The 22,985-nt window shown below is 59.3% G+C and carries 19 protein-coding genes; 8 read left to right on the forward strand and 11 right to left on the reverse strand.

The genetic code is table 11. From position 1 onward, the window contains the following. Positions 1-11 precede the first annotated feature (11 nt). Genes ccoP through ccoN form a run of 4 tightly spaced genes read right to left on the reverse strand, consistent with a single transcriptional unit; the run spans position 12 to position 3,230 of the window. Positions 12-965: a cytochrome-c oxidase, cbb3-type subunit III gene (gene ccoP / locus NHU87_RS22055; RefSeq protein ID WP_253552500.1), complete on the reverse strand. Its 954-nt coding sequence runs from the start codon at positions 963-965 to the stop codon at positions 12-14. Further along, positions 962-1,165, reverse strand: coding sequence for a cbb3-type cytochrome oxidase subunit 3 (locus tag NHU87_RS22060; RefSeq protein ID WP_030128452.1), 204 nt, complete (start codon positions 1,163-1,165; stop codon positions 962-964). The genes ccoP and NHU87_RS22060 overlap by 4 nt, the downstream gene beginning before the upstream one ends. 21 nt (positions 1,166-1,186) lie before the next feature. After that, the gene (ccoO, locus tag NHU87_RS22065; protein WP_253552502.1) at positions 1,187-1,795 is read right to left on the reverse strand and encodes a cytochrome-c oxidase, cbb3-type subunit II; all 609 of its coding nucleotides are present in this window, start codon (positions 1,793-1,795) and stop codon (positions 1,187-1,189) included. A gap of 10 nt (positions 1,796-1,805) precedes the next feature. Next, positions 1,806-3,230: a cytochrome-c oxidase, cbb3-type subunit I gene (gene ccoN / locus NHU87_RS22070; protein WP_253552503.1), complete on the reverse strand. Its 1,425-nt coding sequence runs from the start codon at positions 3,228-3,230 to the stop codon at positions 1,806-1,808. 109 nt (positions 3,231-3,339) lie between these two features. On the opposite strand from ccoN, the gene NHU87_RS22075 reads away from it, so the two are divergent. Then, positions 3,340-4,020, forward strand: coding sequence for an alpha/beta family hydrolase (locus tag NHU87_RS22075; RefSeq protein WP_253552504.1), 681 nt, complete (start codon positions 3,340-3,342; stop codon positions 4,018-4,020). On the opposite strand, the gene NHU87_RS22080 is transcribed toward NHU87_RS22075, so the two are convergent. The 3 genes from NHU87_RS22080 to acnA form a co-directional block, all read right to left on the reverse strand. Beyond that, a complete protein-coding gene (locus NHU87_RS22080) occupies positions 4,010-4,516 on the reverse strand; it encodes a hypothetical protein (RefSeq protein WP_253552505.1) in 507 nt (168 codons plus the stop codon). The two genes, NHU87_RS22075 and NHU87_RS22080, sit on opposite strands and share 11 nt — an antisense overlap. 339 nt (positions 4,517-4,855) lie before the next feature. After that, complete coding sequence (locus NHU87_RS22085) at positions 4,856-6,421, reverse strand: methyl-accepting chemotaxis protein (protein WP_253552506.1); 1,566 nt, start codon at positions 6,419-6,421, stop codon at positions 4,856-4,858. A gap of 158 nt (positions 6,422-6,579) precedes the next feature. Next, a complete protein-coding gene (gene acnA / locus NHU87_RS22090; RefSeq protein WP_253552507.1) occupies positions 6,580-9,321 on the reverse strand; it encodes an aconitate hydratase AcnA in 2,742 nt (913 codons plus the stop codon). 222 nt (positions 9,322-9,543) lie between these two features. Between acnA and rlmM the strand changes: the two genes are divergently transcribed. Beyond that, positions 9,544-10,617, forward strand: a complete 1,074-nt coding sequence (gene rlmM / locus NHU87_RS22095) for a 23S rRNA (cytidine(2498)-2'-O)-methyltransferase RlmM (protein WP_253552509.1) — start codon at positions 9,544-9,546, stop codon at positions 10,615-10,617. Between the two features lie 178 nt (positions 10,618-10,795). Then, positions 10,796-11,047 (forward strand): sulfurtransferase TusA, encoded by a 252-nt coding sequence (gene tusA / locus NHU87_RS22100; RefSeq protein WP_007907805.1) that lies wholly within the window; start codon positions 10,796-10,798, stop codon positions 11,045-11,047. On the opposite strand, the gene NHU87_RS22105 is transcribed toward tusA, so the two are convergent. Beyond that, entirely contained in the window at positions 11,044-12,453 is a 1,410-nt protein-coding gene (locus tag NHU87_RS22105) for an MATE family efflux transporter (RefSeq protein WP_253552511.1), read from the reverse strand. The genes tusA and NHU87_RS22105 overlap by 4 nt on opposite strands. Positions 12,454-12,794: 341 nt before the next feature. On the opposite strand from NHU87_RS22105, the gene pdxB reads away from it, so the two are divergent. Next, the gene (pdxB, locus tag NHU87_RS22110; RefSeq protein WP_253552513.1) at positions 12,795-13,937 is read left to right on the forward strand and encodes a 4-phosphoerythronate dehydrogenase PdxB; all 1,143 of its coding nucleotides are present in this window, start codon (positions 12,795-12,797) and stop codon (positions 13,935-13,937) included. Positions 13,938-14,113: 176 nt separating this feature from the next. Here pdxB and NHU87_RS22115 read toward each other — a convergent pair whose 3' ends face one another. After that, positions 14,114-14,293: a PA1571 family protein gene (locus NHU87_RS22115; RefSeq protein ID WP_253552515.1), complete on the reverse strand. Its 180-nt coding sequence runs from the start codon at positions 14,291-14,293 to the stop codon at positions 14,114-14,116. Between the two features lie 266 nt (positions 14,294-14,559). Between NHU87_RS22115 and NHU87_RS22120 the strand changes: the two genes are divergently transcribed. Beyond that, positions 14,560-16,338, forward strand: a complete 1,779-nt coding sequence (locus tag NHU87_RS22120; protein WP_437180849.1) for an ABC transporter transmembrane domain-containing protein — start codon at positions 14,560-14,562, stop codon at positions 16,336-16,338. 121 nt (positions 16,339-16,459) lie between these two features. After that, positions 16,460-17,494, forward strand: a complete 1,035-nt coding sequence (locus tag NHU87_RS22125) for a Fic family protein (protein ID WP_253552519.1) — start codon at positions 16,460-16,462, stop codon at positions 17,492-17,494. 151 nt (positions 17,495-17,645) lie between these two features. Here NHU87_RS22125 and NHU87_RS22130 read toward each other — a convergent pair whose 3' ends face one another. Then, the gene (locus NHU87_RS22130; RefSeq protein ID WP_253552521.1) at positions 17,646-19,574 is read right to left on the reverse strand and encodes a transglycosylase SLT domain-containing protein; all 1,929 of its coding nucleotides are present in this window, start codon (positions 19,572-19,574) and stop codon (positions 17,646-17,648) included. Between the two features lie 213 nt (positions 19,575-19,787). Here NHU87_RS22130 and NHU87_RS22135 point away from each other — a divergent pair, with 213 nt between their 5' ends. Beyond that, entirely contained in the window at positions 19,788-21,707 is a 1,920-nt protein-coding gene (locus tag NHU87_RS22135) for an ATP-binding cassette domain-containing protein (protein ID WP_253552523.1), read from the forward strand. A 184-nt stretch (positions 21,708-21,891) separates the two neighbouring features. Here the strand turns inward: NHU87_RS22135 and NHU87_RS22140 are convergent, their stop codons facing one another. Then, a complete protein-coding gene (locus tag NHU87_RS22140) occupies positions 21,892-22,329 on the reverse strand; it encodes a universal stress protein (protein ID WP_010456367.1) in 438 nt (145 codons plus the stop codon). A gap of 104 nt (positions 22,330-22,433) precedes the next feature. Between NHU87_RS22140 and NHU87_RS22145 the strand changes: the two genes are divergently transcribed. Further along, a complete protein-coding gene (locus tag NHU87_RS22145) occupies positions 22,434-22,871 on the forward strand; it encodes a hypothetical protein (RefSeq protein WP_253552525.1) in 438 nt (145 codons plus the stop codon). Positions 22,872-22,985: the final 114 nt, after the last annotated feature.

Below are 22,985 nucleotides of genomic sequence, written 5' to 3' on the forward strand. Positions count from 1 at the left end.
GCGGGCGAGATTTATTCGCTTTTGCCTTCAGCCTGTAAACGCTCCGTGCTCAGACCCTGAGACAGGCTGTACACGTAAGCGGCCAGCAGTTGCACCTTATCGTTGCCGAGCAGTTCGTTCTGCGCCGGCATATGGCCCTGGCGACCATGACGAATGGTTTGTTCAAGCTGCGTCAGGCTTGTTCCATAGATAAATCCGGTCGGTTGCGTCAGGTTCGGCGCTCCCATGGCTTCAGTGCCTTGGCCGTTTGCCCCATGACAGGCTACGCAGGTGGTGCTGTACGCTTGCTGTCCGGCGTGCAGATCGGCCGTGCTGCCTTCCGGCAAGGGCAGGCCGGCCAGTTCATGACGCACATAAGCCGCGACGTTCTTCACCCCGGCGTCGCCGAGGATTTCCCCCCAAGCCGGCATCGCGGCCATGCGACCGCCCATGATGGTCGTTTTGATCATTTCGGCATCGCCGCCCCAGCGCCAGTTGCTGTCGGCCAGGTTCGGGAAACCAAACGCGCCCTTGGCATCCGAGCCGTGGCACACCGAGCAATTGGACGCAAACAGGCGACCGCCCATTTTAAGTGCTAGTGGATCCTTGGCGACTTCTTCGATGGGCATGGCGGCAAATTTGGCGAAGATCGGCCCGAACTTCGCGTCAGCCTTGTTCATCTCCTTTTCCCATTCGTGGACACCGGTCCAGCCGTCCTCATAACCGGGCAAAATGCCTTTCCAGTTACCCAGGCCCGGGTAAAGGATCAGGTAGCCGACGGCAAACACCAACGTGCCGGCGAACAGCATGAACCACCACTGCGGCAGCGGGTTATCGTACTCCTCGATGCCGTCGAAGCTGTGGCCCATGGTCTGGTCGGTGCTGCCCTTGGTTTCCCCTCGGCGCGTACCGATCAGCAACCAGGTCAGGCCGATCAGGCTGCCGATGGTCAGTACGCAGATCCACGTACTCCAGAAGGTGGTCATGGCCGGGTACTCCTTGTGGCGGATTCTTGTTGGGTGCTGTTTTCCGATGGCGGCTCGTCGGCGAACGGCAGCAGGCGCGCTTCGGCGAATTCCGGATTGCGCTTGCCGTTGAACACCCACAGCGTCAGGCCGACGAAGGCCACGAACACCACGACCGTGCCCAAACCGCGGATCATTCCACTGCTCATTTCGCTAATTATTTCAAAGGGCATGGACATGGCTCACCTCTTGCTCTTGATCGCAGTGCCGAGCACTTGCAGGTAGGAGACCAGCGCGTCCATTTCGGTTTTGCCCTGGAGCGAGGCGACTGAGCCTGCGATGTCGTCGTCGGTGTACGGCACGCCGAGGGTGCGCATGGCGCGGATCTTGGTTTCGGTGTGGCTGCTGTCGACCTTGTTGTCGACCAGCCACGGGTAGGCCGGCATCTTCGATTCCGGCACCACGTTGCGCGGGTTGTACAAGTGCGCGCGGTGCCAGTCTTCGGAGTAGCGACCGCCGACGCGCGCCAAGTCCGGCCCGGTACGCTTGGAGCCCCACAGGAACGGGTGATCCCAGACACTTTCCCCGGCCACCGAATAGTGGCCATAGCGCTCGGTTTCGGCGCGAAACGGGCGGATCATCTGCGAGTGGCAACCGACGCAGCCTTCGCGGATGTAAATGTCCCGGCCTTCCAGTTGCAGCGCGGTGTAGGGCTTCATGCCTTCCACCGGTTTATTGGTCACGTCCTGAAAGAACAGCGGGACGATCTGGGTCAGGCCGCCGATGCTCACGGCGAACACCATCAGCAACATCAGCAGGCCGACGTTTTTCTCGATTGTTTCGTGCTTCATGGCGGACTCCTCAGGCTATCTGTGCGGCAGCGGCGGCTTCGGCAAGCTGCGAGGCCCGCACGGTGCGCCAGGTGTTGTAAGCCATCAGCAACATGCCGCAGAGGAAGATCGCGCCGCCCACCAGTCGCACGACGAAGCCTGGGTGGCTGGCCACCAGGGTTTCGACGAAGGAATAGGTCAGCGTGCCGTCCTCGTTGACGGCGCGCCACATCAGGCCTTGGGCGATGCCGTTGACCCACATCGAGGCGATGTACAGCACGGTGCCGATGGTCGCGAGCCAGAAGTGCGCGTTGATCAGGCCGATGCTGTGCATCTGCGTGCGGCCGAAGACTTTCGGAATCATGTGGTACAGCGCACCGATGGAAATCATCGCTACCCAGCCGAGCGCGCCGGCATGAACGTGACCAATGGTCCAGTCGGTGTAGTGGGAGAGAGCGTTCACTGTCTTGATCGCCATCATCGGCCCTTCGAATGTCGACATGCCGTAGAACGCCAGCGACACAACGAGGAAGCGCAGGATCGGGTCGCTGCGCAACTTATGCCAGGCGCCCGAGAGCGTCATCATCCCGTTGATCATCCCGCCCCAGCTCGGTGCCAACAGGATCAGCGACATCACCATGCCCAGCGACTGCGCCCAGTCCGGCAGCGCGGTGTAGTGCAAATGGTGAGGGCCGGCCCAGATGTACAGGGTAATCAGCGCCCAGAAGTGCACGATCGACAAACGATAGGAATACACCGGACGCTCGGCCTGTTTCGGAACGAAGTAGTACATCATTCCGAGGAAACCGGCGGTGAGGAAAAAGCCTACGGCGTTGTGGCCATACCACCACTGCACCATGGCATCGGTCGCACCGGCGTACACCGAGTAGGACTTGGTGAAACTTACCGGCAATTCCAGGTTGTTGACGATGTGCAGGATCGCCACAGTGATGATGAATCCACCGAAGAACCAGTTACCGACATAGATGTGTTTGGTCTTGCGCTGCATGATCGTGCCGAAGAACACGATGGCGTAGGCTACCCAGACGATGGTGATCAGGATGTCGATCGGCCATTCCAGCTCGGCGTATTCCTTGGAACTGGTGTAACCCAATGGCAGGCTAATGGCCGCCAAAAGAATCACCAGTTGCCAGCCCCAGAAGCAGAACGCGGCGATTTTTGGCGCAAACAGGCGGGTCTGGCAGGTGCGTTGTACCGAGTAGAACGAGCTGGCGAACAGGGCGCAACCGCCGAAAGCGAAGATCACCGCGTTAGTGTGCAGTGGACGCAACCGGCCGAAACTGGTCCACGGCAGATTGAAATTGAGTTCGGGCCAGACCAACTGGGCCGCGAGAAAAACCCCGAGCCCCATGCCGACGATGCCCCACACAACCGTCATAATGGCGAATTGGCGGACCACCTTGTAGTTGTAGGCGGTACTGATAGAAGTGTTCATGGTTCCCCATCCACGGTTCAGCCGAAGTGAAGGCCTGTCTTTGCGAGTAAGCCGCACGGCAGACGCTCCCTTCGCCTGGAGTTATAGGCAGACTAAAAGCGAGGCAAGCATGGACAAAGAGCACAAGGCCAGTATTGACGGGGATCAATGGGCGCAGTGCGTGCGGGATCATGGGTGGTTGTGGAATGCCGCTTCAGGACCGGCTTCGGCGACGCTGATTCTCGCTCACGGTGCCGGTGCGCCGATGGACAGCAACTGGATGAGCGACATGGCTGCGCGCCTTGCCGCACAGGGGGTCAACGTATTGCGCTTCGAGTTTCCCTACATGTCGCAGCGGCGTATCGATGGCGGCAAACGCCCGCCGAACCCGGCACCGAAACTGCTCGAGTGCTGGCGGGAGGTGTATACCGTGGTGCGACGCCATGTCGCTGGCCGCCTGGCCATTGGTGGCAAGTCCATGGGCGGACGGATGGCGAGTTTGTTGGCTGATGAGTTGGGCGCGGATGCGCTGGTGTGCCTGGGGTATCCGTTTTATGCGGTGGGCAAACCGGAGAAGCCGCGGGTCGAGCATTTGGCTTCTTTGAAGACGCGGACGTTGATTGTTCAAGGTGAGCGGGATGCGTTGGGGAATCGGGAGGCGGTTGAGGGGTATGTGTTCTCGCCGGGGATTGAGGTGTTTTGGATGGCGGCGGGGGATCATGACCTGAAGCCGCTGAAGGCTTCAGGAGTCAGCCATGATCAGCATTTGATGGCAGCGGCAAAGCGAGTGGCTGAGTTTGTCATGTGTTGATCAAGAGCGCGGGCACGTCGGTTCTTGTCATTTTGAATGTGCCAATTGGCGCCAACCGGTATATATGTTTAAAAGTGGCTTTGAAGTCACCAGTAACGATCCCCTTGGTTCGATCCAGTCTAATCGTTAACTCAGCTTCGTCCGCATCAACAATTCTGACGCCCACGGTGCCGGGGCGTACGGAATGAGAGTGGACATGCGTAACATGCATCCAATCGGCTACACCGAGTTTGTAGGTACATTCCAGGAGATCTTGATCCAGATAGGGCACGCTGAAGAGAAAACTGAAGTAATTATCTTCGTACACCGAGCCGGTGCCGCCGCTAAAAACCCAGAACTCCTCGCCAGTAACTGGATACTTGGCGTAAAAAAACTGGGTTGAATCTGAATAAATCGGTTCTGCTCCCAAGCTCCAGTGGAAATCGTTGGTGGGGTTTTGGATGCTTTTTTGTTTAGGGAAGTAAAGGTCTCTAACACTCATTTTGAAGTTCTCCATATCCATAATTCCAAGCCAAAAGCTGGCTTTTCATTAATGCCGGAATTTGGATCGCGCAACTACTGTAAGAGCTGACAGCTCTGACGCAGAGCTGAAAGTATGAGTCTGTTTCGTAAAAGTGGGCTGCACCTCGGAATTCGAGGCCTGGGTTGATAGCAACCGATATGTGGCGCGCTACGCTCACTCCTACATTGGATCTGAGGAGATCATAGGTTTTGTGCCCGACGACGATCCCCTGTAGTCGTGAGCCTGCTCGCGATTGCGTCTGCCAGACCCAATAATTCCTGATCAAAAAAAACCGGAAGCTCTCGCAACCGGTTTTTTGTATTGCCAGAACAATCAGCGGTTAAACCGCTCCACCAACGAATACTGGGTATTCGCGGTCTTGGTCAGTTCCTCACTCAGCAGCGCCGAGTGCTGTGCCTGTTCCGAGGTCTGGTCAGCCAGTTGCGAGATGTTGCTGATGTTGCGGCTGATTTCTTCGGCCACTGCACTTTGCTCTTCGGTGGCGGCAGCGATTTGCGTGGTCATGTCGGTGATGTTGGCCACCGCTTCGCTGATGCCCACCAGCGCCTGATCCGCTTCCAAGACTCGCGCCACACCTTCTTCAGCCTGACGATGCCCGGCCTCCATGGTTTGCACGGCACTGGAAGCCGTCTGCTGCAGTTTGGCGATCAGGGCGTGAATCTGCCCGGTGGATTCGCTGGTGCGTTGCGCCAGTTGACGCACTTCGTCGGCCACTACCGCAAAGCCACGACCCATCTCGCCGGCGCGAGCCGCTTCAATTGCGGCGTTCAAGGCCAGCAGGTTGGTCTGATCGGCAATGCCTTTGATCACATCGACCACGCCGCCGATTTCGTCGCTGTCCTTGGCCAGTTGCGTGACCGTCAGGCCGGTTTCACCGACCACCACCGACAGACGCTGAATAGCTTCGCGGGTTTCCCCGGCGATGTCGCGACCGCGACCGGTCAAGCGATTGGCTTCCTGAGTGGCGTCGGCGGTGCGCTGCACGTGGCTGGCGACTTCCTGAGTAGTGGCGGCCATCTGATTCACAGCGGTCGCCACTTGCTCGGTTTCGACGCGTTGACGTTCCAGGCCGGTGGAGCTGTTGTGCGCCAAGGCGTCGGACTGTTTCGCTTGTTCGGTCAGGTGTTCGGCAGTGTCCTGCAGACGAGTCAGGCAGGTTTTCAGGCGTGCTTCCTGGCTGAGAATCGACATTTCCAGGCGTGCCTGGGCGCCACGACTGTCGGTATACATCTGCGCAATCAGCGGGTCGGACGTGGTCTGTTCGGCCAGGCGCAGCAAACGCTTGATACCGCGCTGTTGCCAGCTCAAACCCATCAAGCCCAAGGGCACCGAAAGGCCGGCGGCGAGGGCGAAGCCCCATTGAGAGTTGAGCGAGGCGCCGATCATGAAACTCAACTGGCTGACCAGAATGAACGGCAGCCAGTCCTGAAGTACAGGCAACCATTTATCGGTTTGAGGAACGGCTGACTTGCCCTGATTGATGCGTTGATAGAGCGCTTCGGCGCGGCGGATCTGTTCGGCGGTGGGTTTGACCCGCACCGACTCGTAACCGATCACCTGATTGCCGTCGAACACCGGTGTGACATAGGCGTTGACCCAGTAGTGGTCACCGGTCTTGCAGCGATTCTTGACAATGCCCATCCATGGCAAGCCTTGTTTCAATGTGCCCCACATGTGCGCGAACACCGCAGCCGGGACGTCGGGGTGACGGACCAGGTTATGCGGCGCACGGATCAGCTCCTCACGAGAAAACCCGCTGATTTCGACGAAAGCGTCGTTGCAGTAGGTGATCACGCCCTTGGCATCGGTGGTGGAAATCAACCGTTGCTGAGCCGGGAAGGTCCGTTCGCGTTGTGTAATGGGCTGGTTGTTACGCATGGCTTTTTCAATCCGCAAGGCTTTGAAAGGTTGTCGGCAATGTCAGGCATTTATTGAAATGTTTTTTTCATTAATCAGTAACGCGTCGCAAAACGACATAGACTTTTGCGGCCCGAACAAAAACACCGCCCGAAGGCGGTGTCGTTGTCAGCAAGCTGTTACGAGGCAATCAATTGCCGCAATACGTAATGCAAAATCCCCCCGGCCTTGAAGTACTCCACCTCATTGAGGGTATCGATGCGGCACAACACCTCGATCTTTTCATTGCTGCCATCTTCACGGGTGACAACCAGCGTCAGGTTCATCCGAGGAGTCAGTTCGACGCCCGTCAGGCCAAGGATGTCTAGGGTTTCCTTGCCGGTGAGGTTCAGGCTCTTGCGGTTCTGATCCAGCTTGAACTGCAACGGCAATACGCCCATGCCCACCAGGTTGGAACGGTGAATCCGCTCGAAGCTCTCGGCGATGACGGCTTTCACGCCCAGCAGATTGGTGCCCTTGGCCGCCCAGTCGCGACTCGAACCGGTGCCGTATTCTTGCCCGGCGATCACCACCAGCGGCGTGCCCGATGCCTGGTAACGCATGGCCGCGTCGTAGATCGGCAGCTTCTCCCCGGTCGGAATATAAATCGTGTTGCCGCCTTCTTCGCCGCCGAGCATCTCGTTGCGAATCCGGATATTGGCGAAGGTGCCGCGCATCATCACTTGATGGTTGCCGCGACGGGAGCCGTAGGAGTTGAAGTCCCGCGGTTCCACCCCTTGCTCGCGCAGGTAATGGCCGGCAGGGCTGTCCGCCTTGATGTTGCCGGCCGGGGAGATGTGGTCGGTGGTCACCGAATCACCAAGCAGCGCGAGAACTTTCGCCCCTTCGACATCCTTGACCACCGGCGCAGGGCCGCCGATGTCATCGAAGAATGGCGGATGCTGGATATACGTCGAATCGTTGTTCCAGACATAAGTCGCCGCCTGCGGCACTTCGATCGCCTGCCACTGCTCATCGCCGGCAAACACTTCGGCGTATTCCTTGTGGAACATCGCGGTGTTCACCTGAGTGACCGCGTCGGCGATTTCCTGGGTGCTCGGCCAAATGTCTCGCAGATAAACCGGGTGGCCATCCTTGTCGTGGCCCAATGGCTCGCTGCTGATGTCGATGCGCACCGTCCCGGCCAACGCGTAGGCGACGACCAGGGGCGGGGAGGCCAGCCAGTTGGTTTTCACCAGCGGATGCACGCGACCTTCAAAGTTGCGGTTGCCCGAGAGCACCGAGGCGACGGTGAGGTCGGCTTTCTGAATGGCTTTTTCGATCGGCTCCGGCAACGGTCCCGAGTTGCCGATGCAGGTGGTGCAGCCATAACCGACTAGCGCAAAACCGAGTTCATCAAGGTATTGGGTCAGGCCCGCTGCCTTGTAGTAGTCGGTGACCACTTTCGAGCCGGGTGCCAGCGAGCTCTTGACCCACGGTTTGCGCTTCAGGCCTTTCTCCACGGCCTTTTTCGCCACCAGACCCGCCGCCATCATCACGCTGGGGTTGGAGGTGTTGGTGCAAGAGGTGATTGCGGCAATCACCACCGCGCCATTTTTCAACCGATAGGTGCGGCCTTCGTGATCGTAATCCGTTTCGCCGATCAGATCGGCGTTGCCCACCGCGACGCCACCGCCACCCTCACTTTCCAGGCGACCTTCTTCCTTGCTGGAGGGTTTGAATTGCAGGCCGAGAAAGTCAGTGAACGCTTGCGCGACATTCGGCAGCGAGACGCGGTCCTGAGGGCGTTTCGGCCCGGCGAGACTGGCCTCGACGCTGCCCATGTCCAGGGCCAGACTGTCGGTGAACTCCGGCTCCTTGCCGGGCAGGCGCCACAGGCCCTGGGTCTTGCTGTAGGCCTCCACCAGTTTCACGGTTTCCGGTGTGCGGCCAGACAGACGCAAGTACTCCAGTGTCACCTCGTCCACCGGGAAGAAGCCGCAGGTGGCGCCGTATTCCGGGGCCATGTTGGCGATGGTCGCGCGGTCGGCCAGCGGCAGGTCGGCGAGGCCGTCGCCATAGAACTCGACGAATTTGCCGACCACACCTTTCTTGCGCAGCATCTGGGTTACCGTCAGCACCAAATCGGTGGCGGTGATGCCTTCCCTGAGCTTGCCGGTGAGTTTGAAACCGATCACTTCCGGAATCAGCATCGACACCGGCTGGCCGAGCATCGCCGCTTCCGCTTCGATCCCGCCGACGCCCCAGCCAAGTACGCCGAGGCCGTTGATCATGGTGGTGTGGGAATCGGTGCCGACCAGCGTGTCGGGGAAGGCATAGGTGCGCCCGTCCTCGTCTTTGGTCCAGACCGTGCGGCCCAGGTACTCGAGGTTGACCTGATGGCAGATGCCGGTGCCCGGTGGCACCACACAGAAATTGTCGAAGGCGCTCTGGCCCCAGCGCAGGAAGGCGTAACGCTCGTGGTTGCGCTGCATTTCGATGTCTACGTTCTGTTCGAAGGCGCTTGAGCTGGCGTACTTGTCGACCATCACTGAGTGGTCGATCACCAGGTCCACCGGCGACAGCGGATTGATTCGCTGCGGGTCGCCGCCGGCCTTGGCCATGGCGGCGCGCATGGCAGCCAGGTCGACCACGGCGGGGACGCCGGTAAAGTCCTGCATCAATACCCGCGCCGGGCGGTACTGGATTTCGCGATCGGAGCGACGCTCCTTGAGCCAGGCGGCAATCGCTTTGAGGTCGGCGCCGGTAACGGTTTTCTCGTCTTCCCAGCGCAGCAGGTTTTCCAGCAGCACTTTCAACGACATCGGCAACTTGTCGAGATCGCCCAGGCTTTTGGCGGCTTCGGGCAGGCTGAAATAGTGATAGGTCTTGTCGTCGACTTGTAAGGTTTTAAGGGTTTTCAGGCTATCGAGGGACGGCATTGAAATGACTCCTTTAAATCCGCACGGCTACGGACTGAGGGAACGAACTGAGGCTTAAACCTAGTCCTGTTTGATGCTTAAGGCTAATTACTGGACTCTATGGAGAAGTCCAAGGTTCCGAACTCGGCTATCATGCGCCGGTTTTCGTGACAGGCTTTGCTTCAACGCAAGTCTGGGCATCGCGCAGTGGCTGAATTCTTCGCCAACTGCCCAGGAGTAAAAATGAACACCCTCTTTATGCATTGCCGGCCGGGCTTCGAAGGCGAAGTCTGTTCCGAGATTTCCGAACATGCCGCGCGGCTGAACGTGGCCGGTTATGCCAAGGCCAAAACCGCCAGCGCCTGCGCCGAATTCATCTGCACCGAAGAAGACGGCGCCGAGCGTTTGATGCGTGGTCAGCGTTTCGCCGATCTGATCTTTCCTCGCCAATGGGCTCGCGGGATCTTCATCGATCTGCCGGAAACCGACCGCATCAGCGTAATCCTCGCGCACATGGCGGACTTCCCGCTGTGCGGCAGCCTGTGGCTGGAAATGGTCGACACCAACGATGGTAAAGAGCTGTCGAACTTTTGCAAGAAATTCGAAGGCCACCTGCGCAAGGCGCTGATGGCGGCCGGCAAACTGGTGGAAGACGCCCACAAGCCACGGCTGCTGCTGACCTTCAAGAGCGGTCGCGAAGTGTTCATGGGCCTGGCGGAATCGAACAATTCGGCGATGTGGCCGATGGGTATTCCACGCCTGAAATTCCCGCGTGAAGCGCCGAGCCGTTCGACCCTCAAGCTGGAAGAGGCCTGGCACCATTTCATCCCCCGGGATCAGTGGGACGAGCGCCTGCACAGCGACATGACTGGCGTCGATCTTGGCGCCGCACCTGGCGGCTGGACCTGGCAACTGGTCAACCGCGGCATGCTGGTGACCGCCATCGACAACGGCCCGATGGCCGAAAGCCTGATGGAGACCGGTTTGGTGCAGCACTTGATGGCCGACGGTTTCACCTTCAAGCCCAAGCAACCGGTGGACTGGATGGTTTGCGACATCGTCGAGAAACCGGCGCGCAATGCGGCGATGCTGGAAGAATGGATTGGCGAGGGGCATTGCCGGGAAGCGGTGGTCAACCTCAAGCTGCCGATGAAACAGCGTTATGCCGAAGTGAAGCGTTTGCTGGAGCGCATCGCCGACGGGTTCAAGGCGCGGGGCATTCGGGTCGAGATCGGCTGCAAGCAGCTGTATCACGATCGCGAGGAAGTGACCTGCCATTTGCGCCGATTGGACGTGAAGAAACCCAAGTCCCGCTGAGTACACAAAAACCTGTGGGAGCGGGCTTGCCCGCGATTGGCGATTGATTAGTCAGCACAAATGTTGAATGTTCCGCCCTCATCGCGGGCAAGCCCGCTCCCACAGGTGAGGTGTAACGCCACAGATGACCGAACACCCGGCAATGCGCGACAATGCCGGCAAGTTTCAGGAGTAAATCATGAGTGAAATGATCGATACGCCGGTAGACGGCACCCTCGACGCCACCGGCCTCAATTGCCCGGAACCGGTGATGATGCTGCACCAGCACATCCGTGACCTGGTGCCTGGCGGCCTGCTGAAGGTAATCGCCACCGACCCGTCGACCCGTCGCGACATCCCCAAGTTTTGCGTGTTTCTCGATCACGAACTGGTCGCGCAGCATGAAGAGGCAGGCACCTACCTGTACTGGATCCGCAAAAAACTCGCTTAACCCGCCGAACGACTGATGCGGATCCGCTTGCGTGCACTGCGCGTCAGGCGGATCGACAGCATCAGTGCCGCGCAACTCAGGCCGACGATCAAACCCTGCCACAGCCCGCTCGGGCCACTCGGCGCGCCGAACCAGTCGGTCAGGCCCAAGGCGTAACCCACCGGTAAACCAATCCCCCAGTACGCGAACAGCGTCAGGATCATCGTCACTCGCGTGTCCTGATAGCCGCGCAGTGCGCCCGCCGCCGTCACCTGGATCGCATCGGAAAACTGGAACAGCGCCGAATACACGATCAGCATCGCGGCCACCTGAATCACCGTCGGGTCGGCGGTGTAAATCGCAGCGATGGGTTCACGCAGCAACAGCATCATGCTCGCCGACAGGCACGCATACGCCAGGGCGGTGGCCATGCCGACACCGGCGGCGAAGCGGGCTTCGCGTGGTTCCTCTCGGCCGAGTGCCTGGCCGACTCGCACGGTCACGGCCATGCCGAGGGAGTAGGGGATCATGAACACCAGCGAGCTGAAGTTCAGCGCGATCTGGTGCCCGGCGACCACGGTGGCGCCGAGGCTGCCAATCAGCAGGGCGATCACGGCGAAGATGCTCGACTCGGCGAACACCGCAATGCCGATCGGCAGGCCGATGCCCAGCAAACGCTTGATCACCGACCACTGTGGCCAGTCGAAACGGCTGAACAACTGACTCGACTGATAGGCCGGCGCCCAGCGCTCCCAGCCGGCCATGCCCAACGCCATCACCCACATCACGATCGCCGTGGCCCAGCCGCAGCCGACGCCACCCATGGCCGGCACACCAAAGTGGCCATAGATGAAGATGTAATTGAGTGGAATATTCAGCGCCAGCCCACACAGGCCAAGGACCATGGCCGGGCGGGTGCGACCCAGGCCATCACTGAAGCAGCGCAGCACATGATAGAGCGCGACGGCAGGCAAGCCGCTGGCGATGCCGTGCAGATACTGCATGCACGGGCCGATCAATTCGGGATCGACTTTCATGATGTGCAGGATCGGTTCGGCGCTGAACAGCATGCCGGTCGCCATCAAACCCACCACCAGCGCCAGCCACAACGCCTGACGCACGATCGGACCAATCTCGCTGTGCGTGCCGGCGCCGAAACGCTGGGCGACTTTCGGGGTAGTAGCCAGCAGCGTGCCGGTCATCAGCAGAAACACCGGCACCCAGATCGAGTTGCCCAGCGCGACGGCCGCCAGATCTCGAGGCCCGACACGTCCGGCCATCACCGCATCAACGAAGCCCATGGCAGTGGTCGCCAGTTGCGCGATCATGATCGGCAACGCCAGGCCGAGCAGGTTTTTCAGCTCCAGGCGAACCCGGGCCGGGGGGTTGAGGGAAATAGCGGCGGGGCGGTCAGTCACGGAATTCAAGGCGAAACGTCCAAAAGATTTTGATGCGCAAGGCGGCGCATTCTACGCCTTGACGCAGTGGTCAGGAAAAGTCCTGTGTTAGGGATTTGTAATCAGTTTCCGATCATTGTGATATCCCCTACGGCGACGCAACCTTGTAGCAGCTGGCGCAGCCTGCGTTCGGCTGCGCAGCAGTCGTAAAAACAGACCCTGCGGTGCTTCAGCAAGACCTCGGGCTCAGGTCTCGCGTCTGCTACGCAGCCGAACGCAGGCTACGCCAGCTGCTACAGAGGGTGCGTAATGCCTGCTGGCCCATCACGGTCAACTCCGCCTAAACTGCCGATCCGCCAAAGGAGCCTGCCATGCTGATTGTTGCCGACGAAAATATCCCGCTGCTCGATGCCTTCTTCGCAGGTTTCGGTGAAATCCGCCGGGTGCCGGGACGTGCCATCGACCGCGCCACTGTCGAGCAGGCCGATGTGCTGCTGGTGCGTTCGGTGACCAACGTCAACCGCCAATTGCTCGAAGGCAGCAAGGTGCGCTTCGTCGGCACGTGCACCATCGGCACCGACCACCTGGATCTGGATTACTTTCAACAGGCCGACATCACCTGGTCCAGCGCGCCAGGCTGCAATGCCCGGGGTGTGGTCGATTACGTGCTGGGCAGCCTGTTGACCCTGGCCGAAATTGAAGGTGCCGACCTGACTCAACGCACCTACGGTGTGGTCGGTGCTGGCGAAGTGGGCGGGCGGTTGGTCAAGGTTCTACAAGGTCTGGGCTGGAACGTGCTGGTCTGCGATCTCCCACGGCAAGCCGCTGAAGGCGGCAATTACGTCAGCCTCGAGCAGATCATCGAGCAATGTGACGTCATCAGTCTGCACACTCCGTTGAACAAGCAGGGCCCACAGTCAACCTGGCATCTGTTCGATAAAAACCGCTTGAACCAACTCAAGCCTGGCACCTGGCTGATCAACGCCAGCCGTGGCCCGGTCATCGACAACGTCGCCCTGCGCCAGGTGCTGTTGCAGCGTGAAGACCTGCAAGCGGTGCTGGATGTCTGGGAGGCTGAGCCCGAGGTCGATGTGGCGCTGGCCGAGTTGTGTGTGCTGGCGACGCCGCACATTGCCGGTTACAGCCTCGACGGCAAACAGCGCGGTACGGCGCAAATCTATCAGGCGTTTTGCGAGTTCCTCGGGCAACCGGAACAGGTTCACCTGAGCGATTTGCTGCCAGCGCCGTGGTTGTCGGCAGTGACGCTGAACGCTAACAGCGATCCGGCCTGGGCGCTGGCGATGTTGTGCCGTGGCGTGTACGACCCACGCCGTGACGATGCGGATTTCCGACGCAGCCTTGTAGGGAATGTGAGCGAGCAGCGTGCGGCGTTCGATGCGCTGCGCAAACAATACCCGCTGCGGCGTGAGATCGATGGGTTGAAGGTGCGGATCGAGGGGGATTCGCCGGTGTTGCAGCGAATCGTGGCGGCGTTGGGGGCTTTGGCTGTCTGAGTACCGCGTTGGCTTTATCGCGGGCAAGCCACGCTCCCACAGATCATGCGTCAATGTTGAAATCACGGTAATCCTGTGGGAGCGTGGCTTGCCCGCGATAGGAGTGCGCAGCACCCTCAAAAGGCACCCATAAAAAACCCGGCTAAAAGAGCCGGGTCAAGAAGACGGTGGCTATATCACTCTTCTTCGGCAGGCTTGACCAATCGCTTCTCCAGTTCGCGGCAAGCGTCCTGGATCATGTTTTCAGTGATCGGTACTTCGTGCCCATCCTTATCAATAATCGAGCAACCCAGAGACTGGTCTGGTTGCGTGCGGATCACTGGAATCTTGTCATCGCTGCTGTTTTGCAAGGACATGGCCTGTCTCCTCATCAGGTTGTGTGCTTACTGTAGAACCGCCAAGTGACCGGGCTATGACAACTCCCTGCGATCTTTCAGGTCGGTATCCTCAGTCCATCAGAAATACCCGGACGTTTCCACCCGGACTTTAGACCAATAATCTCTAGCCACTAGTGTTGGCGGTCATAATTAACCTGACTCATTATGATTTACAGCGTTCAATCTCATTGACGGTGTAGGCTTGGCCGGGTCTAAGCCATTGGTTGCGCCATCGGATGATCTTCATGCTCTCTTCCCGTCACCGCCGCGCCATTCGTCTGGCCAGCCGTTTCCTCGCGCCTTATCGCTGGCCGGCTTTGGGTGCCTTGCTGGCGTTGATCGTCACTGCCGGCATCACTTTGTCCATGGGGCAGGGTATTCGACTGCTGGTGGACGAGGGTTTCATGACCCAGTCGCCGCAGTTGCTCAACCGATCCATCGGCGTGTTCATGCTGCTGGTGGTCGGTCTGGCAATTGGCACCTTTGCACGGTTTTACCTGGTGTCATGGATCGGCGAGCGCGTTGTCGCCGACATCCGCCGTCGGGTGTTCAACCATCTGGTCTACCTGCATCCGGGGTTCTATGAAGACAACCGCAGCTCCGAGATCCAGTCGCGGCTGACCGCCGACACTACGCTGCTGCAATCGGTGATCGGCTCATCGCTGTCGCTGTTCCTGCGTAACGGGCTGATGGTGATCGGCGGGATTGTCTTGCTGTTTATCACCAACCCCAAACTCACCAGCATCGTGGTGGTCGCGTTGCCGCTGGTGGTCGCGCCGATCCTGATTTTTGGTCGTCGGGTGCGCACCCTGTCGCGTCTGAGCCAGGACCGGATTGCCGATATCGGCAGCTATGTCTCCGAAACCCTGAGCCAGATCAAAACCGTGCAGGCCTACAACCATCAGGTTCAGGACGAGCAGCGATTTGCCACGACCGTGGAAGAGGCTTTCAACACCGCCCGCAAGCGTATTTTCCAGCGCGCCTGGTTGATTACCCTGGTGATCCTGCTGGTGCTGGGCGCGGTCGGAGTGATGCTCTGGGTCGGCGGCATGGACGTCATCGCCGGGCGGATTTCCGCGGGTGAACTGGCAGCGTTTGTCTTTTACAGCCTGATCGTCGGCGGTGCCTTCGGCACGTTGAGTGAAGTGATCGGCGAACTGCAGCGAGCGGCGGGGGCGGCGGAGCGGATTGCCGAGTTACTGCGGTCGGAAAACATCATCCAGCCACCGACCCAGGGCCTAGTGACTTTGCCTGAACGGGTGAAGGGCGATCTGGTGCTGCAAGATGTGCGCTTTTCCTACCCGTCGCGTCCGCAAAGCTATGCCGTCGATGGCCTGAATCTGACGATCAATGCCGGCGAAACCCTTGCATTGGTCGGGCCGTCCGGTGCCGGCAAATCGACTGTGTATGACCTGCTGTTGCGCTTTTACGACCCCATCGAAGGACGCATCCTGCTGGACGGTGTGCCGCTGACTCAACTCGATCCTCTGGACTTGCGTCGCTGCTTCGCCCTCGTCTCGCAAACCCCGACGCTGTTCTTCGGCAGCATTGAAGAGAACATTCGCTACGGTCAGCCGACGGCGACGTTGGCCCAAGTCCAGGAAGCCGCGAAAATCGCCTATGCCCACGACTTCATCGAGCAAATGCCCCACGGCTACCAGACTCACCTGGGCGATGCTGGTCTCGGTTTGTCCGGCGGGCAACGCCAGCGCCTCGCCATCGCCCGAGCGCTGCTGGTGGACGCGCCGATCCTGCTGCTGGACGAAGCCACCAGCGCCCTCGACGCCCAGAGCGAGCACTTGATCCAGCAGGCCCTGCCCAGCCTGATGAAAAATCGCACCACACTGGTCATCGCCCACCGACTGGCCACGGTGAAAAACGCCGACAGGATCGCGGTGATGGACCAGGGGAAACTGGTGGCGGTAGGGACGCATCAAGAGTTGATTGCGAGTAATGCGTTGTACGCACGGCTGGCGGCGTTGCAGTTCAATGACGGCAAGGCCGAAACCGATCTGCGAGCATAGGAGCTGGTTGGGGGATGATCTTTTCGATTCCCGTCAAAGGTCGAAAATGGCCACGAGGTTTAAATAAATGTGGCCGCGATCGGGCATTATGTCGGACTCAGTTGCGAGCCTGGATAAGGATATGAGCCGTTATCAACCACCCTTGACCCTGACCACAAGAATATTGGCGTTGATCGCCGAGATCAGTGAACAGATTGGTCAGCTTTCGGCGATGGATGATCGTCGGCAGACGCCTCAACTGCGCCGTAGCAATCGAATTCGTACGATTCAGGCTTCTTTGGCGATCGAGAACAACACCCTGAGCATTGAGCAGGTGACGGCCGTTCTGGCAGGGCAGCGAGTGCTTGGCCTGCCACGAGAAATCCAGGAAGTACGTAACGCTTTTACAGCCTATGAATCGATGCCGCAGTGGCAGCCGAGCAGCCGGGCCGACCTGCTCCAGGCGCATGAGTTGCTGATGCGGGGTTTGATTGACGACTGTGGGCAGCTTCGTCGAGCCGGGGTGGGCATCTACCGTGGCGAGAAATTGGTTCATATGGCGCCGCCGCCCAGTCGCGTTGCAGTTTTGATCGACGATTTGTTGGCATGGCTCGCAGCTTCGGACTGGCATCCGTTGATCACTAGCTGTGTTTTTCACTACGAGTTTGAGTTCATCCATCCTTTCGCCGACGGTAATGGGCGTATGGGTCGCCTTTGGCAGACTTTGATACTCAGTCAATGGCGACCGGTGCTGGCTTATCTGCCGGTCGAAGCAGTCATTCGAGAGCAGCAGGACGAATATTACGCAGTATTATCGGCAGCCGACCAATTGGCTGAATCAACACCTTTTGTCGAGTTCATGCTGCAAGCGCTGAGCCTTGCACTTCAGGAGGCGGCCAGGAGCGAGCCAGTAACCGACCCAGTAACCGACCCAGTAACCGACCAAGTAGCAAAATTGCTTCGGGCTCTCGATGGAAGCGGTCCGCTGAAGATAAGTGAGCTGATGACAGAGGTCGGATTGGCACACAAGGCAACGTTTCGAGCTAACTATCTCAAACCGGCGTTAGCCGCCGATTTGATTGAGATGACAAACCCCGGGTCGCCCAATAGTCCGGCTCAACGGTATCGCTTGACCGAACTTGGCAAGCAGGCTGCAGCACGCTTTAGATCAGCGTAGGAGCTGCCGCAGGCTGCGATCTTTTGATTTTGATTTTGCTTTTGATTTTGATTTTTAGCTGAGCCGAAAAAGATCAAAAGATCGCAGCCTCGTTTCACTCGACAGCTCCTACACAGCTCCTACACAGCTCCTACATATCCGGCATTACCGGTCATTGATCGTCGAAATACCGCTCATGCCAATCCACCAACGGCTGCGGTGAGTTGAGCTTCTGGCCGTAGATCACCGAATACGACAGCACGTTTTGCACGTACTGCCGGGTTTCGTCGAACGGGATGCTTTCCACCCACACATCGAAGCTCAGGTGATCGGCGCCACGCAGCCATTGACGTACGCGGCCGGGGCCGGCGTTGTAGGCAGCGGAGGCGAGGACGCGGTTGCCGTTAAATTGGCTGTGGACCTGGCTCAGGTAAGCGGCACCGAGCTGGATGTTCTTGTCCGGATCGAACACCTGCTGCGGTGACGCGAGGGGAATGCTGAATTTGCGCGCGGTTTCCTTGGCGGTGCCGGGCATCAGTTGCATCAGGCCGCTGGCGCCAACGCCGGAGCGCGCATCGGCCATGAAGGCGCTTTCCTGGCGAGTGATGGCGAATACCCAGCTCGAGTGCAGACCACGGACCTTGGCCTCGCGAACCAGGGTTTCGCGGTGGGCCATCGGGAAGCGGATATCCAGGTCATCCCAGTACTTCGCCTGACTGATGGTACGGATCGCCGGGAAATACCATTTCAGGTCGTAAGCCAGTTTCGCCTGAGCAACCATTTCGTCACGGCTGAAGTGCCGGCTGACGTGGTACCACTCGCGACGACCGTCGACGATCTGCCCGCGGGCATGGAATTCCAGGGCGCGTCGTATGCCGGGGGTATTGCGCACCTTGTTGATCAGCGCCTGACTGAGCACCAGCGGTTTGTTGTTCAGCGAATAGGGGGATTGCGAGCGGTCGGCCGCCAGGAAACCGTAGAAGTCGCGCTCGTTAGCCAGATTCTTGTAGAGCGTCTGTGCTTCCGGATTCTGTGGCTGGGCCAGCTCCAGGCTGCGAGCCTGCCAGTAACGCCAGCGGTTGGTGGTGGCCAGGTCCTGGGGCAGGCGGCGGGTCAACTGATAGGCATCGTCCCAACGGGCCAGGCGCAACAGCAGGCGCAAGCGCCATTCGGAAACGGTGTTGTCCCGCAGTTCCGGGTCGTATTTGGTCATCACGTCCAGCGCGCGGCTGTCGAAACGTCGTGCGAGGGTCAGGCCGATTTCCCGGGCAATCGCGACTTTTTCGTCACGGGAAAAGTGCATGCTGCTGGCGTAACCATCGAGCAGGGCCATGGCCTTGTCCGGATCCTGACGAGCCAGACGGCGCAGGCCGAGGCTGACGATATCCGACATCGGCTCATCGGCCGGGGTGAAGCGCGACGGCTGATTGAGCAACTCCGGTTTCTGCGCGACATCCACCAGCAGGCGACCGCGCGGGGCGAGGGTCGTCAGGCCATTGATCAGGCTGTTGGCCAGCGGATAGTTGCGCGCCTGGGCGGCGAGTTTGGTGCGCTCCCAGCGTTTCTGTTCGGTCAGTTGACCTTCGGCGGCCCACATGCCGAACAAACCATCGCAGGCGTCGGGCTGGGTTTTGCCGGTCAGCCAGAGCTTGTCGGCGTTGGCGTAGCCTTCGGTCTTGCGGTTATGGCTGATCTGATACTGCGCATTCAGGCAGTCCAGTTCGGTGAAATTGAGTTTGGGGTCATAATACTTGACGAAGGTTGCCCAATCGCCGCGTTCGGCCAGCCAGCGCAGCCAGCGCAACTTCATCCAGTTGGCTTGCGGCAGGTCACCGTGTTCGGCGAGGAATTTCTCGATTTCGGCGTTGCTCGCGGTTTTGAGGCGCGCGGTCAATTCGTCATAAGCCAGATAGGGCTCCAGCGGATAATCACGCAGAGCCTGGCTGTAACGGAAGTAAGGGCCGGAATCGCCTTTGGCCAAGGCACGCTTGGCTTCATCGTAATACTGGCGTTGGGTGGACAGGTCCACCGCCTGGGCGGATTGAGCGACAGCGGCTGTAAGAAGCAAACACGAAAAAAGATTGAAAAGGCGACTGCGCATGAGACGTCCGGGCAGAGAAATCATGACAAGTGCCAGCAACCGCAGCACTGAATTGTCTGTAGCTTAGCCTTTTGCCAGCAAGGGGCGAAAGCTTTGCCGAGCTGTCGGCACAAGTTCGCAACAATTGTTGTGCAGAGTGCTTCGACATTGAAATTGCCGGCCTTCTGAAGCCTCAAGTCAGGTAGAATGCGCGCCCGGTTTTTGGAGAAGCTCATGACCCTGCTCAAATTCAGCGATGTGTCCCTTGCTTTCGGCGCTATGCCGTTGTTGGACAAGGTGTCCTGGCAGATCGCCCGTGGTGAGCGGGTGTGCATCATCGGCCGCAACGGCACTGGCAAGTCCAGCATGATGAAGCTCGTCAAGGGCGACCAGAAGCCTGATGAAGGTTCTGTTTGGCGGGCACCTGGCCTCAAGATTGGCGAATTGCCGCAAGAATTGCCGGTAGCCGACGAGCGGACTGTGTTCGACGTGGTTGCCGAAGGCCTGGACGGTGTCGGCGAGCTGCTCGCGCAATATCACCACCTGAGCCAGAACATCGTCACCGACGCCGATCTGGACAAACTGATGCATGTCCAGCACGACCTCGAAGCCCGCGACGGCTGGCGTTTGCAGCAACTGGTCGACAGCACCTTGAGCCGCTTGCAACTGCCGGCCGACAAGACCCTCGCCGAATTGTCCGGCGGCTGGCGTCGCCGCGTCCTGCTGGCTCAGGCTCTGGTTTCCGAACCGGATCTGCTGCTGCTCGACGAACCGACCAACCACCTGGACATCGGCGCCATTGCCTGGCTCGAAGAAGCGCTGAAGGATTTCCAGGGCGCCGTGCTGTTCATCACGCACGACCGTTCATTCCTGCAGAACCTCGCGACCCGCATCCTGGAACTGGATCGTGGCGGCCTGATCGACTGGAACGGCGACTACGCGAGTTTCCTCGTGCACAAAGAGGCGTCTCTGGCGGCTGAAGAAACCGCCAATGCGCTGTTCGACAAGAAACTGGCCCAGGAAGAAGTCTGGATCCGCCAGGGCATCAAGGCGCGTCGCACCCGTAACGAAGGCCGTGTTCGCGCATTGAAAGCATTGCGCGTTGAGCGTAGCGAGCGTCGTGAGCGCACTGGCAAGGCCAACATTCAGCTGGACACTGCTGACAAGTCCGGCAAGCAGGTCATGGTCCTCGAGAACGTGAGTTTCGCTCACCCGGGTGGCCCGTTCCTGATCAAGGATTTCTCGATGGTCCTGACGCGCGGCGACCGTATCGGTCTGCTCGGCGCCAACGGTACCGGCAAAACCACGCTGCTGAAGCTGATGCTCAGCGGTCTGCAACCGACCAGCGGCACAGTGGAGGAGGGGACGCGCATCGACGTGGCCTACTTCGACCAGTTGCGCCATCAGCTGGACCTGGAAAAGACCGTGATCGACAACGTGGCCGAAGGTCGCGATTTCATCGATATCGATGGTCAGAGCCGCCATGTGCTGAGCTACCTCGGCGACTTCCTGTTCAGCCCGCAACGTGCCCGCACGCCGGTCAAGGCGCTGTCCGGGGGTGAACGTGCCCGTCTGTTGTTGGCCAAGCTGTTCAGCAAACCGGCGAATCTGCTGGTACTCGACGAACCGACCAACGACCTGGACGTGGAAACCCTCGAACTGCTGGAAGAGGTCTTGCTGACCTTCAACGGCACCGTGCTGATGGTCAGCCACGACCGGGCATTCCTCGACAACGTGGTCACCAGCACCTTGGTCTTCGAAGGCGAAGGCAAGGTTCGCGAATACGTCGGTGGTTATCAGGACTGGCTGCGTCAGGGCGGCTCGCCGCGCCTGCTGGGCGTGACCGAGAGCAAGTCCGGCAAGGCCGACCTGAACTCGGCTGTCGTCACTGCTGAACCAGTACCAGTCGCTGCGGTAGTAGAGGCTCCGGTGGCAAAGAAAAAGCTCAGCTACAAGTTGCAGCGTGAGCTGGAAATGTTGCCGAGTCAGATCGAAGCCATGGAACAGCAGATCGTGGTGGTTGAAGCGCAGATGGCGGATGCCGGCTTCTATCAGCGTCCTGCTGCCGAAACAGCTGCGGTGATCGCTCAGCTTGAGCAGTTGCAGACTGAACTCGACGTGATGGTCGAGCGCTGGGCCGAGCTGGATGCCTGATTGATCCGGCGATAAAAAAGCCCGGCGTTCAGTGATGAGCGCCGGGCTTTTCGTATGGAATGCGATCTACTGGCTGACATGGATTCACTGTGGGAGCGGCGGTGTGACGATTACATTCAACATCAATGCTGACTGAATATTCGCATTCGCGAGCAGGCTCGCTCCCCACATTAAGTGTTATGTGTCAGCTTTTGATCAGGCGCACCGCCAGCACATCGCAAGGCGCGCCGTGCAGTACGTCATTGGCGGTGGAGCCGAGCAACAGCGCCAGACCGTGTCGGCCATGACTGCCCACCACGATCAGGTCGCACGTTTGCTCCTTGGCGAGGTGGTGAATCTCCTGGCGGGGCTGGCCGTAGGTCAAGTGACTGTATTCCTTGGAGAGTTCCGGGTATTTCACGATCAGCCGATCAAGACGCTCCTTGGCCTGATCGAACTGTTGCTGTTGCAGCTGGGAAAGATCCATCGGCACGTCGCCGCCAAAGGCCATGGCCATCGGTTCGACAATATGCACCAGGGACAGCTTCGCGCCATTGCTCACCGAGAGTTCGCGAGCTCGGTGGATTACAGGATCGCACTCTTCCGTTAGATCTACAGCGACCAGAATATGGTGGTAGGGCATGAGGTGCTCCTCCTGAGGATTGCAATATTGGTAAGTATGGCTGGTTTCAAGCGCATTGGTTTCAAAGTGACTCAATGGGCCCATCAAGAATCGGGAGTACACATATGACGGTCTGGATAGTGGTGTCAATCCTGCTGGTGGTCTTGAGCCCGCTGGCCTGGTTGCGACCCTCTCGTGCCCAGAGCGGGCGCATAGCCCTGCGCATGGAGGCGCGGCGCATTGGCCTTGCCATGCAGCTGGCGCCCCAGGAATGGCCCCATTGGCTGAGTCAGGAGCCACCGAGCCCTTGCGCCCAGTACCATCGGCCGCGCCGTGGCACGCGCCCGGCGTGCTGGAGTTATTGGCAGAAGGCGCCGGGCGTGTGGGTCAATCAGTGGCAGGAGGCCTGCGAGGATGGAATGTTGCTGAATCATTTCGAAAAATTGCCTGCCAACGTCTATAAAGTCGAGGCAGACAAGCAAATGATTGCTCTGTATTGGGGCGAGAAGGGCGAGGCATCTGTTTTGCAACAAATCGACATCACCCTCAAAGCACTCGCCTGAACCCGATCTGTAGCAGCTGCCGAGCCTGCGAGGCTGCGTCCGGCTGCGAAGCAGTCGTAAATCAGGCACCGTGGTGCATCAAGCTGATCGCGTGCTCAGGGTTTACGACGACTT

Source organism: Pseudomonas mandelii, assembly GCF_024138395.1.
GTDB classification, from domain to species: Bacteria; Pseudomonadota; Gammaproteobacteria; order Pseudomonadales; family Pseudomonadaceae; genus Aquipseudomonas; species Aquipseudomonas mandelii_E.